This is a genomic window from Undibacterium sp. Ji83W, from assembly GCF_049340385.1.
Lineage (GTDB): Bacteria > Pseudomonadota > Gammaproteobacteria > Burkholderiales > Burkholderiaceae_D > Undibacterium.
In genome coordinates this window covers 606,743-621,137 of sequence record NZ_JBMPOZ010000001.1, presented here as the reverse complement: position 1 = coordinate 621,137, position 14,395 = coordinate 606,743, and the positions used below count along the sequence as shown (strand labels likewise).

Genomic DNA, 14,395 nt, shown 5'->3' with positions numbered 1-14,395 from the left:
GGTCAGCATGGAAATGAAGTTTTGCCCTGTATGTGCAACATCCCTGATAGAACGTCCCGATGAACAGGAAGCAGGCAAGCTCAGGCTGGCCTGCCCTGAAGGACACTGGACCCACTGGGACAATCCCTTGCCTGTATTGGCTGCCCTGGTCGAATTTGAAGACAAGATACTGCTGGCACGCAATGCCGCCTGGCCAGAAAACACCTTTGCCCTGATCACCGGCTTCATGGAGCGCGGCGAAACCCCTGAGCAGGGCGTGGCCCGCGAACTCAAGGAAGAAACCAATCTCGATGCCGACGAAATCACCCTGATTGGCGTTTATGAGTTCATCAGAAAAAATGAACTCATCATTGCCTATCACGTCAAGGCATCTGGCACAGTCAGCCTGTCGCCAGAATTGCTGGAATACCGCCTCATAGAACCCGAAAAACTCAGGCCCTGGAATGCCGGTACTGGTCATGCCATGGCTGACTGGATGCGTAAGCGTGGTCTGGAACCTGTGTACAGGGAATGGGAAAGTAAATAGCTTGGGTCTTTTGCAATGCAAAACAATGTGCGGGTTATCAGACCAAGTGCATGCGGATTTATGTGTAATTGCTAATAAAAAAACCAGTTTAACAATTGTTTTGGTGAAATACCCTCAATTAGTAAGCCAGGAGTAAGTTTACTGTCTAAGATGAGAGTGTAGGCTGTAGACGAAGATTCTTTGGTTTTGCACCATTTCAGTGCGGAAACTTTTTAAAATATTTGGTCTTTTGTTGTTAGTCTGCTGCGATGCACCATACGAATGAAAATTCCGGTAGAATTGGTGCATCAATTGTCGGGCGAATTAGCTTACTCAATTTGTATTACTGGGGAAATCATGCAATTCAATAAAGAACTGGATGCGCGCGGACTGAACTGTCCTCTTCCAATTTTAAAAACCAAGAAGGCGCTGGCCGAAATGCTCACTGGTGAAGTGTTGCATGTGCTGGCGACTGATCCTGGTTCGGTAAGGGACTTCAAGGCCTTTTCCAAGCAAACCGGCAATGAACTGTTGTCGCATCAAGAAGGCAGCAAAGAGTTTGAGTATTTTATCAAACGCAAATAAGCCTGATCTGCCTGCTCACCCGTCGGCAAAGCAGCGCACAAAAAAACCCGCAATCTTGTTGCGGGTTTTTTCATTTCTGTAAATCAATTTACCACTTATTTCCTGCTCTATTCAGCATGAATCCGTCTCATACAGGTGCGTAATTCATTATTGGATTAGACATTCTGCTCTAGTGCTAAAGTGGATTAAAAAGAACGCTCGTGCTAAATTGTGCAAAATCTTGATGTTTTCGTTTTATAATCAATAGAATTTACGTATACGTCAATTTGCAGGTGTGAAAGCGCAGTAATATAAGGGGCTAAGTTAAGTACCCTGGTCTGTAAGACCGTACTTAATGCAGAGGTTTTATACACTTCCCCAGTCTCGCAGGCAAAGTGATGGAACGTCAGGCAACAAATTTTCAGTATCAAGCTTTAACATTCGTAGCAAGTTTCGTATAAATCGGTATTAAATTCGGTATTCCCCATTAGCTCATAAAGGCAGAACTATGAAAGTCCTGGTACCAGTCAAACGCGTCGTCGATTACAACGTCAAAGTACGTGTCAAATCTGATGGCTCTGGCGTTGATATCGCCAACGTTAAAATGTCCATGAACCCATTTGATGAAATCGCTGTTGAAGAAGCGACTCGTTTGAAAGAAGCTGGCGTGGTGACCGAGGTTATCGCTGTTTCTTGCGGCGTGGCGCAATGCCAGGAAACCTTGCGGACAGCAATGGCAATTGGTGCTGACCGTGGCATTCTGGTCGAAAGCGATGCAGAACTGCAACCGCTGGCCGTGGCCAAATTGCTCAAGGCACTGGCTGACAAAGAACAACCACAACTGATCATCCTCGGCAAACAGGCAATTGATGATGACAGCAACCAGACTGGCCAGATGCTGGCAGCTCTGCTGGGTTGGCCACAAGCGACTTTCGCCTCCAAAGTCACGGTTGCTGATGGTAAAGCCACAGTCACCCGTGAAGTGGACGGCGGCCTGGAAACACTGTCCCTGACACTGCCAGCCATCATCACGACAGACTTGCGTTTGAATGAACCACGTTATGTGACTTTGCCTAACATCATGAAGGCCAAGAAAAAACAACTGGACAATGTCAAACCAGCAGACCTGGGTGTGGATGTTGCTTCCCGCGTCAAGACCCTGAAAGTGGTAGAGCCACCAAAACGCAGCGCCGGTATCAAAGTGCCTGACGTAGCGACCCTGGTTGCCAAGCTGCGTAATGAAGCCAAGGTTATTGGCTGATATTTGGCTAAAGCTGACTGCTGAATTAGAGACAGAATTTAAGAATAATTTTTGTTGCCCGGATATTGATCCTGGCAACACATCAAGTGGAAGACATCATGACTACACTCGTCATCGCTGAACACGACAACGCTGGCCTCAAGGGCAGCACATTGAATACCGTTACTGCTGCTGCACAATGCGGCGCAGATGTACACGTACTGGTTGCTGGCCACAATGCTGGTGCAGTAGCACAAGCTGCGGCACAAATCGCTGGCGTTGCCAAAGTATTGCATGCAGATGCAGCGCATTTTGCCGATGGTTTGGCAGAGAACATTGCCGAGCAAGTATTGGCAATCGCTTCTGGCTACAGCCACATCCTGGCACCGGCAACTGCCTACGGCAAAAACATTTTGCCACGCGTTGCTGCCAAGCTCGACGTATCGCAAATTTCTGAAATCACCAAAGTAGACAGTCCTGACACTTTCGAGCGTCCTATCTATGCTGGCAATGCCATCGCTACCGTGCAATCGACAGATGCGATCAAGGTCATCACTGTACGTACTACAGGTTTTGACGCTGCTGCTACTGGTGGTTCTGCTGCTGTTGAAACAATTTCTGCAGTTGCTGATTCTGGCAAATCTGCATTTGTTTCCCGCGAAGTGGCCAAGTCTGACCGTCCTGAACTGACAGCCGCCAAAGTCATCGTTTCCGGTGGCCGTGGCATGGGTTCTGGCGACAACTTCAAGATTCTGGAACCGCTGGCTGACAAGCTGGGCGCAGCCATGGGTGCATCCCGTGCTGCGGTGGATGCTGGCTTTGTACCGAATGACTGGCAAGTTGGCCAGACCGGCAAGATCGTTGCACCTCAGTTGTATATCGCCGTTGGTATCTCTGGCGCGATCCAGCATCTGGCCGGTATGAAAGATTCCAAAACCATCGTCGCCATCAACAAAGATCCAGAAGCACCGATTTTCTCGGTAGCGGACTATGGCATCGTTGGCGATTTGTTTGAAATCGTTCCACAGTTGGTAGCTGAGCTGGGCTAAAAAACTAAGAACCTGTTCACGATCTGTAGCGAGCGGGCGTCAGCGGGTTGAAGAGCAGCGCAAAAAGCGGAATGTACTTAAGTACGTGAGCATTTTGAGCAGCGCATGAGCCCCGATCACGCTCGCGCAGTAAGATCGTGAGCAGGTTCTAATTTTTTGGCCGCTGTGGCGGCCCGACGGGGCAGGTAAGCGGTTTATCGCATCATTCAGGCGATCTTCCTGACCTGCCCCTTTTTCTTTTTTTGGGATACAAAAATGAGCTATGTTGCCCCTGTCAAGGACATGCTGTTCCTCATCAACGAACTGGCCGGTCTGGCGGAAGTAAATGCCTTGCCTGGCTGTGAAGATGCAACGGCAGAAACCGTAGAAGCAGTGCTGGAAGAAAACGCCAAGTTTGCCGGTGAAGTGGTCGCCCCTTTGAACTTCCCTGGTGACCAGGCACCGAGCTACTGGAAAGATGGCGAAGTCTTTACCACCAAGGGCTTTAAAGAAGCCTTCAAGATGTTTGGTGAGGCAGGCTGGCAGGGTGTGCAGCATCCACAAGAATTTGGCGGCCAGGGCTTGCCCAAGCTGGTGGCAACGCCGTGCATAGAAATGCTCAATGCAGCAAGTATCTCGTTTGCCCTGTGCCCCTTGCTGACCGATGGCGCGATTGAAGCCCTGCTGACCGCAGGTAGTGACGAACAAAAAGCCATCTATCTGGAAAACCTGATTTCCGGTAAATGGACAGGCACCATGAACCTGACTGAACCACAAGCCGGTTCTGACCTGGCGATGGTCCGCAGCCGCGCAGTACCTCAAGGCGATGGCACATATAAAGTGTTTGGTACCAAGATTTTCATCACCTATGGTGAACACGATATGGCAGAAAATATCGTCCACCTGGTGCTGGCACGTACACCTGATGCGCCAGAAGGCGTCAAAGGTATTTCGCTGTTCATCGTGCCTAAATTTTTGGTCAATGCCGACGGTAGCCTGGGTGCACGCAACGATGCGCACTGTGTATCGATAGAACACAAACTGGGTATCAAGGCCAGCCCGACTGCGGTATTGCAATTCGGCGACAACGGCGGTGCTTTGGGTACGCTGGTAGGCGAAGAAAACCGCGGCCTCGAATACATGTTCATCATGATGAATGCGGCCCGCTTTGGCGTTGGCTTGCAAGGCATAGGCGTGGCAGAACGCGCTTACCAAAAGGCAGTGCAGTACGCCAAAGACCGCGTGCAATCGCGTGACCTGGCTGGTTCCGCTGGCCCGGTCTCTATCATCAATCACCCTGACGTACGCCGCATGCTGATGTCCATGCGTGCCCAGACTGAGGGGGCACGTGCGCTGGCCTACGTCGCCGCTGGTATCAGTGACTTTGCTCATCACCATGCCGATGCCGCAGTGCGCAAGACTAACCAGGCCAAGTATGAATACCTGGTGCCTATCGTCAAAGGCTGGTCGACAGAAATGTCGCTGGATGTCACATCGACTGGCGTGCAGGTGCATGGTGGCATGGGCTTTATCGAAGAAACCGGTGCGGCACAACACTATCGCGATGCCAAGATTCTGACCATCTATGAAGGTACTACAGCCATCCAGGCAAATGACCTGGTAGGCCGCAAGACTTCACGCGATGGTGGTGCCACTGCCAAAGCATTCATCGCTGACATGCGCGCCACAGAAGCACAATTGACGGCAATTGGTTCTGTTGATGCGCTGGCGATACAGCGTCAACTGGCAGCAGGTACTGCAGCGCTGGAAGACGTGGTTGATTATGTCGTGACCAACTTCAAGCAAGACATCAAGGGTGTATTTGCTGGCAGCGTCCTGTACCTGAAGCTGGCAGGCATCGTTTTCGGTGGCTGGCAAATGGCACGTGCTGCCATCATCGCCCAGAAAAAACTGGATGCAGGCGAGGGCGATGCAGCTTTCCTGAAAGCCAAGATCGCAACTGCCCGCTATTTTGCTGACCATATCCTGTCGGCAGCACAAGGTTTGCGTTCAGCGATTGTGGATGGCAGCGCTGGTGTCATGGCTTTGTCTGAAGATCAGTTCTGAGGATCGTTGTCGTAAGTTAAATTATATGTTTGTATAAAAAATGGCTCATTCATGTTGAATGGGCCGTTTTTTTATGACGACATCCTGCCTGTTTATCCTTCCTTAGCTTATCTCCTCCAAATCCTGTGTGCGTTAGCGCATAGAGACTTATCGCGTGCACCTTTACCATCAAAGCTGGGTATCTGTTTTGCCCGCTTTCAATGCGGCCCGCCCAGATCGCGTGCCCCCGGATAAGGAGTATCCCATGCAACAAACAGTCGCTGAGTTTTTGGTCGCCACTTTATATGACATTGGTGTACGTCAGATATTTGGCGTGGTGGGTGATGCGCTCAATCCATTTACTGATGCCATACGCCGCCACAAGGACATGGAATGGATAGGCGTAAGGCATGAAGAAGGCGCGGCCCTCGCGGCAGCAGGCCAGGCCAAGCTGACTGGCAAACTTGCTGTCTGCTGTGGCACTACTGGCCCGGGTGCCAATCACCTGATTGCCGGTCTGTATGAGGCGCACAAAGACCATGCGCCGGTATTGGCGATCTCTGGCGGCGTTCCTGCTGCGCAGCGGGGTAATGATTATCTGCAAGAAAATACACCTGATTTATTATTCCGCGATGTTGCGGTGTATACCCAAACGCTGGCCAATGCCGAGCAGGCGGCGCATATATTCCACCAGGCGATTGCGCATGCTTATGGCATGCACGGCGTGGCTCATTTGAATATTCCGCCAGACGTATTTTTTGCAAAAACCGATGCCAAAATGGGCAGCCTGGCCACCTTGCGTGCCTCGCCAGAAATGGCGGCTGATCCTGAAGACGTGGCCGTGGCAGTGCACCTGATCAAGCAATCAAAGAAAATCGCGATTTTTGCCGGTACTGGTTGTCGCTCAGCCATAACCCAAGTGCTGCAACTGGCAGAGCGCTTGCAGGCACCTGTGATGCACACCTTCCGTGGCAAGGACATGGTGGTGCACAACCACCCGCTGTGGATGGGCGGGGTTGGTTTGATCGGTGGCGCACCTGGTGTCGATGCCCTGCAAAATGCAGACATGGTATTGATGCTGGGCTCAGATTATCCCTATGCCGAATACCTACCCAAGAACGGCAAGGTAATACAAATCGATTTGCGCGCTGAAGTACTGGGGCGCCGTACCGGTGTGCAACTCGGTATAGTTGGTGCCATCAAGCCGACTATCACGCAGTTTCTTGAACAATTGCCACAGCGCGAAGACCAGGGTTTTTTGCAAACAGTGACCGAAGCCCGCAAAAAATGGGATGAGATGCTGGATAAAAAGGCGGAGTTGAAAGAGGGCACTGAGCCTGTCAATCCGCAAGCGCTGGCACGTGGCATCAGCAGACATGCAAAAGCAGATGCGGCCATCATCATCGACACTGGCGTAGTGACTCTGTGGTGCGGCAACTGGCTGCAACAATCCGGCCAGCAAAGGATACTCGCTTCATTCAATAACGCAGCAGTTGGCACCAGTCTGGGCCAGGCAAATGGCGTGCAGGCGCTGGACCGTAACAGGCAAGTCATCGTGGCGGTAGGCGATGGTGGCTTTACCATGTTGCTGGGTGAGTTCATGACCAGTGTCGAACATCGCCTGCCAGTGAAAGTGGTGGTGTTCAATAATCAGCAATGGGGCCTGGTGCATCTTGAAATGGAAGAGGCTGGCTTGCCAGCGGATAAGGGCAGTACATTTCCGAATATGGATTTTGCTGCCTTTGCAGTCGCTTGTGGCGCATCCGGATTCACGGTGAAGAAATCGAGTGAGCTGGAAGAGGGTTTGCGCCAGGTATTGGCCGCCAGCGGCCCGGCGGTCTTGAATGTGTTTATCGATCCTTCGGAGCTGCCATCCATGCCACACATACATCTGGATCAAATATGGCGTTTCGGATTGGCGAGGGTGAAAGAAGCCTTGCTGTCCATACGTGGCGGCTAAGCCATACATGAGCAAACGGATCAGCACGTCGCTATGGAGCAATTCCTTCAAAAGCGCCTTGAACAAGATGGTAAAAGTGGCGTCTCGGACTGGTGCCAGTGCAGTCAAAAAAACACTGGCAGCAGTTGTGCCAAAGACCGGCAAACGAAAACCAGCCAGGTTGGCTAAGGCGGCCAAACCGGGTACACCAGCGAAATCAGCAAAATCAGTTTCAAGTACAGGCATGACGGTCGGTATGGCTGGTTTGCGGCGCTATTACCTGTACCGGCCACCCGGTGTCAGGTGTACCGAGCGTTTGCCACTCATGGTCATGCTGCATGGGTGCCTGCAAGATGCAGCGGCATTGGCGGCCAGTAGCAAAATGAATCAGTTGGCTGCTCGCAAGCGCTTTCTCGTGCTTTATCCTGAACAGGATAAACTGTCGAATCCCCAGGCTTGCTGGAACTGGTATGACACACGCTCAGGCCGGGCACAACGCGAGGCTAAATCCATCGATGCCGTGATCGATCAGGTGTGCCTGTTGCAGCCTGTAGACCTGCAACGCATTGCCGTGGCCGGGCTTTCTGCCGGTGCCAGCATGGCAGCACTGCTGGCGGTAAGTCACCCGGCAAGGTTTCGGGCGCTGGCCATGCATTCGGGCATTGCTACCGGGCTTGCGCATTCTTCGGCAACGGCCATCATGGCAATGCGCGGACGCCGCCTGGATGCAGCACCACTACCAGCCGGGATAAAGCTGCCTGCTTTGCTGGTGATACAGGGTAGCAAAGACCGCGTTGTCTTCCCTGTCAATGGTGTGCTGGTGGCGCAGCAGTGGGCGACCCAGGCGGGCGCGAAAGCGAGTAAGCCTCGTACCATACAACGCGGCGCACGTTATCCAGCGACTATTACCGACTATCGTGCTCAAGGACGAGTTGTCGCCAGCTTGTGCGAGGTGATTGGGCTGGAGCATGCCTGGAGTGGCGGCGCTGCAGGCCATGCTTACAGTGATCCTAAAGGCCCTGACGCAAGTAGCATGATCTGGGCTTTTGCCAGCAAGCAGTTTGCATATTCATCCTGATCAATCCGGATTGCTGTTGTGCAAATGCATCTCCTATTTCCTCCAGAAAAAATTATTTGGCAGTGTTAAATAACACACAGACATACAAATAAGTGCCACCTATCCTGATGACATTCTCAGGTGGTTTTTGATAATGAAAAAGCTTGAGATTTTATTTCGTATGTCCTAACCAATTGAAAGCAGATGGATACCTATATGAATAACAATACTACTGAAGCAAACATGTTGGTAGTCACCCAAGAAAATGCATCCCGGTCAGGCACTTCTGGCGTGTCCTGGGGAGCGGTGCTTGGGGGTGCTGTGGCTGCAGCGGCACTGTCTTTGATATTGCTGATGCTGGGTGCGGGCCTAGGTTTGTCCGCGGTTTCACCGTGGTCTTATAACGCCACAGTAATGGGGATTTCCACCATCGCCTGGATAGGCTTCACGCAACTTGCAGCGTCCGGCATTGGCGGTTATATCGCAGGCCGCTTGCGTACCAAGTGGAGCAATGTGCATGACAACGAAGTGTACTTCCGCGACACTGCGCACGGCATGCTGGCATGGGCAGTTGCCTCATTGTTGACGGTGGGCTTGCTCGCCAGTGCTGCGCAAAGCATGCTCAGTGGCGCAGCAGATGCCGCAGGCACTGCGGTGACTGCAACAGCGGCAGTAGCTGGTAATGTAGCTGGTAATGCCAAGGTCAATCCGGTGGATTATTTTACCGATATGCTTTTGCGTACAGAGCAAACAGCGACAGATGGCGCGGCCTCTAATGCCGGTAATAACAATGGTGTACGCATGGAAGTTGGCCGCATCTTGTCGACGGATATCGCCAACGGTTCTCTGTCACCAAATGACCGTGATTACCTGGCCAAGCTGGTTGCTCAACGTACTGGCATGACACAGGTAGATGCGACCAAGCGCGTTGATGCTGTATTTGATCAACTGAACAAGTCAGTTAGCGATGCAAAAAATACTGCCAAAGTCGCTGCTGACCAGGCCCGTAAAGCTGCTGCAAACTCTGCGCTGTGGATGTTCGTGGCCTTGCTGCTGGGTGCCTTCGTCGCCAGCCTGGCAGCAACACTGGGTGGTCGTCAACGTGACGAGGCACATGTGATTGTATAAGTCAGTATCAGTGTCCACACAAAACTTTGCCCTTGCTCCTGAATGTAGCAAGGGCAAACAACAAACTATTATTTTCTGGAGCCTATCATGCGTTCAATCTTGCTTTTGTTACTCGGCATACCTCTTCCTATAGTTATTCTGATTGCCTTGTTTGTGCGTTAAAAAAATGCTGTAATCAGATTGCAGGCATAGTAATAAAAATGGCTCATCTTTTACGATGAGCCATTTTCTTTTCATTACGCACTACGTAATCATCAGCCGTAAGCACCACCGGTATATAGCAAATCAAAAGTACGTGCGATAGCGGCAATCAGTGCAAACGCGCCTACAGCCAATGTCAATACCAGCAGCAATGCCAGCGGCCAGTTGGATTCGCTGGTCTTGCCGGATTTGCTATTATGGCGGGCATCCCATTTCTCATCAGGTGTCAGGCCTATCACCAGCGCTTCCAGGATGGCGATCAAAAAAGACAGTAGTAAAAAACCGTATTGCACAATCTCGGGTTTGCCAAAATAGAAATAGTGGATCACCATGCTGATTGGCAGCGTGATGAAATGCAGCCAGCCCCATTTGTCTTTTTTGCCACCCAGGTAAAAGCGGTGCAAGCCTATGGCGCCAAATACAGCTGCCAGTAAAGTTGCCAGGGTTTTATTTTTATGTGGCGTTGTATAGTTGCTTGTATCTGTGGGTGTCATTGCAAAAACCATCAAAGTTGAAGCTGTGATTGTATGCGATGACGGTATAGTGTGTCTCAATAGTCACGCTGATCAATAAAATCACCCTTCGGCAAGGGAAAAGTGGGATAGTCCTTGCGACTTACTCAAGAAGCGGGCTATAATCTACAGCTTTTTCCGCGTTCAGACATTTTTTGGAAATATTATGGTCGTTATTCGTTTAGCTCGTGGTGGCGCAAAAAAGCGCCCTTTTTACAACATCGTTGCAACTGATTCCCGTAATCGTCGCGATGGTCGCTTTATCGAGCGCATCGGTTTCTACAACCCAGTAGCTACTGGCAATGCAGAAACAGTACGCGTTGCAGCTGATCGCCTGGCTTACTGGCAAGGTGTTGGCGCTCAATTGTCTCCAGCAGTTGCTCGCCTGGTAGCTCAGTCCGGTAAAGCAGCAGCTTAATCGCTGCAAGCTGTATCATGACTGCTGCAGTCCATGCTCCTGATGATCTGGTCCTGGTTGGCTATATCTCGGGAGCATTTGGTATTCACGGCTGGGTAAGGATACGTCCTTATTCTGCTGATGCTGACGCATTGATGTCAGTAAAAACCTGGTGGTTGGATAAGCCTGAGTTGCGTGATGTTGACCGTCTGGAAGTTAAAATCCAGGGGGAAGACGTAGTTGCGCGGCTGGTGGGTGTGCCTGACAGAAATTCGGCAGAAGCACTGAAGGGTGCAACTATACAAATTTCTCGCAAGCATTTTCCTGCTTTGGCATCCGGTGAATTCTATTGGCTCGATCTGATAGGTTTGCAGGTGGAAAATCTTCAGGGTGAGAATTTAGGTGTGGTCAGGGATTTGATGGACAACGGTGCGCACCCGATTTTACGGGTGGCGGCAGCGGATGTACCTGAAAATGAACTGGCGAAACACGAACGCCTGATCCCTTTTGTAGAAGCTTTCGTCAAGGAAGTCGATCAAAAAGCAGGCAAAATCCAGGTCGACTGGGGTAGTGATTATTAACGTGATGCAATCAGAAGGCATAAGCATGCAATTTGATGTCATTACGCTGTTCCCCGAAATGTTCGCTGCCATTACACAATCAGGTGTAACAAGGCGGGCTTTCGAGCAACAAAAATGCGAATTAAAGCTGTGGAATCCGCGTGATTTTACGACTGACAGGCATCGTACCGTGGATGACCGGCCTTATGGCGGTGGCCCGGGTATGGTGATGCTGGCAAAACCCTTGCAGACCGCAATCGAATCTGCCAAGGCACGTCAGACTGCCTTGTCTGCAGTGGCACCCAAAGTGATCTATCTGTCACCACAGGGCAAACCACTGACGCATGAAAAGGTCATGCAACTGGCGGCAACGCCAGGTCTGGTCTTGTTATGTGGCAGGTATGAGGCAGTTGATCAGCGTCTGCTGGATAATTACGTCGATGAAGAAATCAGCCTCGGCGATTTTGTCTTGTCTGGCGGTGAATTGCCAGCGATGGCGCTGATGGATGCTGTCATACGGCAAATCCCTGGCGTCTTGCATGATGACACCTCGGCAATACAAGACAGTTTTGTCAATGGCTTGCTGGATTGTCCGCATTACACCAGGCCAGAAGTCTTTGAAGACCAGGCTGTACCAGCCGTATTAATGGGTGGTAATCATGCTGAAATCGAAAAGTGGCGGCGTCAGCGTGCACTGGAAGCCAGTCAGTTAAAGCGTCCGGATTTAATCATCGCAGCGCGTGTGGCAGGCTTGTTAAGCCGTGCCGACGAAAAGTTTTTAAGCAGTTTGTAGTAATTTTCAGCTCTTGAGCTGAAATATTTAAGCGTGAATCTTCAATGATTCACATGTTAAACCCCATCCTCTACCGGGCATCAGCCAGAACCAGATTCTGCAGCGTCGGCAAGATGGTCATAGGAGTAAAAAATGGATCTGATCCAAAAATTAGAGCAAGAAGAAATTGCTCGCCTCGGCAAGAACATCCCTGACTTTGCGCCAGGTGATACAGTAGTTGTGAGCGTCAACGTTGTTGAAGGTACTCGCAAACGTGCACAGGCTTACGAAGGCGTAGTTATCTCCCGTCGTAACCGTGGTTTGAATTCCAACTTCATCGTCCGTAAGATTTCTTCCGGCGAAGGCGTTGAGCGTACATTCCAGTTGTACTCCCCACTGATCGCTTCTATCGAAGTGAAACGTCGCGGTGATGTACGTCGTGCAAAACTGTACTATCTGCGTGAACGCTCTGGTAAATCTGCTCGTATCAAAGAGAAATTGCCAGCACGTAAAGTTGTTGCAGCAAAAGCAGAGTAATATCTGGTCTTGCCGTATTGAAAAAGGATGCTCCGGCATCCTTTTTTTATTGGTAAATGGGTAGTAAATGGGCGGCAAATGTTCGTTGCCATGCAAGTCAAGAATATACAGACCAACAGTAAAGTTAATTGTCATTGTGAGCAAACCAGTTTTTGATCCTGAAAGCTTCCCTGTCCATTCCTTGGGTGAAGAAAGTGCTGTTCCTGCAGCACATCTTTCGCCAGCCTGGTTGCGCCAGCGTTTTTTGCAGGAACGTGTATGGATACCAGAAGTTGTTGATGAGAGTTTTTTCTCAAAGAACCTGCCTTTTCGACCCGCCTCTGTATTGATACCCATCGTCATGCGTGATGAAGGCCTGACCATGCTCCTTACCGAAAGGGCGGCGCATTTGAACCATCATCCTGGCCAAATCAGCTTTCCCGGCGGGCGTTATGAAGAGGAAGACCTCGATCCAGTGACGACAGCCCTGCGCGAGGCAGAAGAAGAGATAGGCTTGCAGCGCGAATTTGTTGAGATATTGGGACGCCTGCCAGAATACAAAACCGGCACAGGTTATCAGGTGAGCCCTATCGTTTCACTCATAAAGCCCGACTTTCGGGTGCGCACTGATCCTTCAGAAGTCGCCTCGATTTTTGAAGTGCCGCTGGACTTCTTGATGGATGGCAAAAACCACCAGCGCAGGAGCTTTGATTTGCCAGATAACGCAGGCAAACGGCATTTCTATGCCATGCCCTATGAGCAGCATTTCATCTGGGGTGCAACGGCGGGCATGCTGCGCAATCTGTTTCATTTCCTGCGTGCATGAGTCTTAAGTTCTTGCTCCGTAGAACAAAGCTTCATAATCTGGGCAAATCGGTTTACACTTGCCGCATTTGCAAATTGATTGTTTGCAGCATTGCGCTGCAACATAAGTCCAGTCTACCATGACCTTTATTTCTATCCTGTTAGCGTTGTTGATTGAGCAGCTCAAGCCCTTGCGGGCAGATAACCCTATCTATACGCAAATCCAGACACTGGCTGACAAAATCGAAGCATCCTTCAATGCTGGCAAGGTCAAGCATGGCCGCCTGGGCTGGTGGATAGTCATCGCCTCGCTGACCTTGCCAACGGCACTGATCTATTGGCTGTGCCTGCGCCTCAATCCCATTGCCGCCTTGTTATGGAATGTACTCATCGTCTATCTGACCCTGGGCTTCCGCCGTTATAGTCATTATTTCACCTCTATACAACTGGCCTTGAGTTCTGGTGATGAGGATACCGCGAGACGTTATCTGGCTGAGTGGACGCATATGGATACCACCGGCATGGAAGTATCAGAAATTTCCCGCCTTGCTGTCGAGCGTTCATTGATCGCCACCCATCGCAATGTGTTTGGGGTGTTCTTCTGGTTCCTCATGCCTGTCGGCCCGGCTTGTGCTGTCATGTACCGCGCAGCAGAATATCTGTCGCGGGCCTGGAACGAGCCTGAGCACATGAAAAACGAAGAATTTGGCATCTATGCAGCCAAAGTCTTTTACTGGATAGACTGGGTGCCCGCTCGTCTGACTGCGGTTGCATTTGCCGTGGTCGGCAATTTTGAAGATGCGGTCTACTCCTGGCGCAATTACGCAGACCGCTGGTCGGACGAACTGGTCGGCATCATCTTGTCTGCCGGTGGCGGTGCTCTTGGTGTACGCCTTGGTGAACCAGAAGAAAAAGCCATGGTCTTGCAAGCAGATGCGACAGCGGTCGATGTCGACAGCCTGGAGCTGGAAAGCCAGCCAGGTGCAGAAGCTTCACCACGTGCCTTGCAAAGCGCAGTCGGTCTGGTCTGGCGAGCCTTGCTATTATGGATGCTGCTGCTGTTATTATTATCTTTCGCAAAATGGATCTAAAAAAATGGGCCTTGTTAAATACAGGGCTTTTTTTT

The 14,395-nt window shown here is 50.8% G+C and carries 15 protein-coding genes; 14 read left to right on the top strand and 1 reads right to left on the bottom strand.

Annotation, left to right across the window (positions count from 1 at the left end):
* The first annotated feature begins 7 nt into the window (after positions 1-7).
* The 8 genes from ACO0LD_RS02835 to ACO0LD_RS02800 all read left to right on the top strand — a co-directional run bounded on the left by ACO0LD_RS02835 (position 8) and on the right by ACO0LD_RS02800 (position 9,507).
* Complete coding sequence (locus ACO0LD_RS02835; protein WP_423003501.1) at positions 8-526, top strand: NUDIX domain-containing protein; 519 nt, start codon at positions 8-10, stop codon at positions 524-526.
* Between the two features lie 336 nt (positions 527-862).
* Positions 863-1,090: a sulfurtransferase TusA family protein gene (locus tag ACO0LD_RS02830; protein WP_162042138.1), complete on the top strand. Its 228-nt coding sequence runs from the start codon at positions 863-865 to the stop codon at positions 1,088-1,090.
* A gap of 487 nt (positions 1,091-1,577) precedes the next feature.
* Positions 1,578-2,330 (top strand): electron transfer flavoprotein subunit beta/FixA family protein, encoded by a 753-nt coding sequence (locus tag ACO0LD_RS02825; protein ID WP_423003499.1) that lies wholly within the window; start codon positions 1,578-1,580, stop codon positions 2,328-2,330.
* Between the two features lie 98 nt (positions 2,331-2,428).
* A complete protein-coding gene (locus tag ACO0LD_RS02820) occupies positions 2,429-3,358 on the top strand; it encodes an electron transfer flavoprotein subunit alpha/FixB family protein (RefSeq protein ID WP_423003497.1) in 930 nt (309 codons plus the stop codon).
* Positions 3,359-3,613: 255 nt separating this feature from the next.
* The gene (locus tag ACO0LD_RS02815; RefSeq protein WP_423003495.1) at positions 3,614-5,404 is read left to right on the top strand and encodes an acyl-CoA dehydrogenase; all 1,791 of its coding nucleotides are present in this window, start codon (positions 3,614-3,616) and stop codon (positions 5,402-5,404) included.
* A gap of 244 nt (positions 5,405-5,648) precedes the next feature.
* Positions 5,649-7,343 carry a thiamine pyrophosphate-binding protein gene (locus tag ACO0LD_RS02810; protein WP_423003493.1) on the top strand — a complete coding sequence of 565 codons (1,695 nt, stop codon included), beginning with the start codon at positions 5,649-5,651 and terminating at the stop codon, positions 7,341-7,343.
* A 7-nt stretch (positions 7,344-7,350) separates the two neighbouring features.
* Entirely contained in the window at positions 7,351-8,400 is a 1,050-nt protein-coding gene (locus tag ACO0LD_RS02805) for an alpha/beta hydrolase family esterase (RefSeq protein ID WP_423003491.1), read from the top strand.
* Between the two features lie 195 nt (positions 8,401-8,595).
* The gene (locus ACO0LD_RS02800; protein WP_423003489.1) at positions 8,596-9,507 is read left to right on the top strand and encodes a hypothetical protein; all 912 of its coding nucleotides are present in this window, start codon (positions 8,596-8,598) and stop codon (positions 9,505-9,507) included.
* A 254-nt stretch (positions 9,508-9,761) separates the two neighbouring features.
* Here ACO0LD_RS02800 and ACO0LD_RS02795 read toward each other — a convergent pair whose 3' ends face one another.
* Complete coding sequence (locus tag ACO0LD_RS02795; protein WP_423003487.1) at positions 9,762-10,202, bottom strand: TM2 domain-containing protein; 441 nt, start codon at positions 10,200-10,202, stop codon at positions 9,762-9,764.
* A gap of 184 nt (positions 10,203-10,386) precedes the next feature.
* Here ACO0LD_RS02795 and rpsP point away from each other — a divergent pair, with 184 nt between their 5' ends.
* From rpsP to ACO0LD_RS02765, 6 genes are all read left to right on the top strand, one after another.
* Positions 10,387-10,638: a 30S ribosomal protein S16 gene (gene rpsP, locus ACO0LD_RS02790; protein WP_110255824.1), complete on the top strand. Its 252-nt coding sequence runs from the start codon at positions 10,387-10,389 to the stop codon at positions 10,636-10,638.
* 17 nt (positions 10,639-10,655) lie between these two features.
* The gene (rimM, locus tag ACO0LD_RS02785; protein ID WP_423003485.1) at positions 10,656-11,198 is read left to right on the top strand and encodes a ribosome maturation factor RimM; all 543 of its coding nucleotides are present in this window, start codon (positions 10,656-10,658) and stop codon (positions 11,196-11,198) included.
* Positions 11,199-11,223: 25 nt separating this feature from the next.
* Positions 11,224-11,970, top strand: a complete 747-nt coding sequence (trmD, locus tag ACO0LD_RS02780) for a tRNA (guanosine(37)-N1)-methyltransferase TrmD (RefSeq protein ID WP_423003483.1) — start codon at positions 11,224-11,226, stop codon at positions 11,968-11,970.
* Positions 11,971-12,102: 132 nt separating this feature from the next.
* Positions 12,103-12,486, top strand: a complete 384-nt coding sequence (gene rplS / locus ACO0LD_RS02775; RefSeq protein ID WP_186947495.1) for a 50S ribosomal protein L19 — start codon at positions 12,103-12,105, stop codon at positions 12,484-12,486.
* A 136-nt stretch (positions 12,487-12,622) separates the two neighbouring features.
* Positions 12,623-13,291: a CoA pyrophosphatase gene (locus ACO0LD_RS02770; protein WP_423003481.1), complete on the top strand. Its 669-nt coding sequence runs from the start codon at positions 12,623-12,625 to the stop codon at positions 13,289-13,291.
* A gap of 118 nt (positions 13,292-13,409) precedes the next feature.
* A complete protein-coding gene (locus ACO0LD_RS02765; RefSeq protein ID WP_423003479.1) occupies positions 13,410-14,360 on the top strand; it encodes a CobD/CbiB family protein in 951 nt (316 codons plus the stop codon).
* Positions 14,361-14,395: the final 35 nt, after the last annotated feature.

Bases quoted from the DNA above. Each gene is read 5' to 3' on its own strand.
- ACO0LD_RS02795 (WP_423003487.1), bottom strand. From the start codon at position 10,202: ATGACACCCACAGATACAAGCAACTATACAACGCCACATAAAAATAAA.
- ACO0LD_RS02825 (WP_423003499.1), top strand. From the start codon at position 1,578: ATGAAAGTCCTGGTACCAGTCAAACGCGTCGTCGATTACAACGTCAAA.
- rimM (WP_423003485.1), top strand. From the start codon at position 10,656: ATGACTGCTGCAGTCCATGCTCCTGATGATCTGGTCCTGGTTGGCTAT.
- ACO0LD_RS02820 (WP_423003497.1), top strand. From the start codon at position 2,429: ATGACTACACTCGTCATCGCTGAACACGACAACGCTGGCCTCAAGGGC.
- trmD (WP_423003483.1), top strand. From the start codon at position 11,224: ATGCAATTTGATGTCATTACGCTGTTCCCCGAAATGTTCGCTGCCATT.
- ACO0LD_RS02815 (WP_423003495.1), top strand. From the start codon at position 3,614: ATGAGCTATGTTGCCCCTGTCAAGGACATGCTGTTCCTCATCAACGAA.
- ACO0LD_RS02765 (WP_423003479.1), top strand. From the start codon at position 13,410: ATGACCTTTATTTCTATCCTGTTAGCGTTGTTGATTGAGCAGCTCAAG.
- rplS (WP_186947495.1), top strand. From the start codon at position 12,103: ATGGATCTGATCCAAAAATTAGAGCAAGAAGAAATTGCTCGCCTCGGC.
- ACO0LD_RS02810 (WP_423003493.1), top strand. From the start codon at position 5,649: ATGCAACAAACAGTCGCTGAGTTTTTGGTCGCCACTTTATATGACATT.
- ACO0LD_RS02830 (WP_162042138.1), top strand. From the start codon at position 863: ATGCAATTCAATAAAGAACTGGATGCGCGCGGACTGAACTGTCCTCTT.
- ACO0LD_RS02805 (WP_423003491.1), top strand. From the start codon at position 7,351: ATGAGCAAACGGATCAGCACGTCGCTATGGAGCAATTCCTTCAAAAGC.
- rpsP (WP_110255824.1), top strand. From the start codon at position 10,387: ATGGTCGTTATTCGTTTAGCTCGTGGTGGCGCAAAAAAGCGCCCTTTT.
- ACO0LD_RS02835 (WP_423003501.1), top strand. From the start codon at position 8: ATGGAAATGAAGTTTTGCCCTGTATGTGCAACATCCCTGATAGAACGT.
- ACO0LD_RS02800 (WP_423003489.1), top strand. From the start codon at position 8,596: ATGAATAACAATACTACTGAAGCAAACATGTTGGTAGTCACCCAAGAA.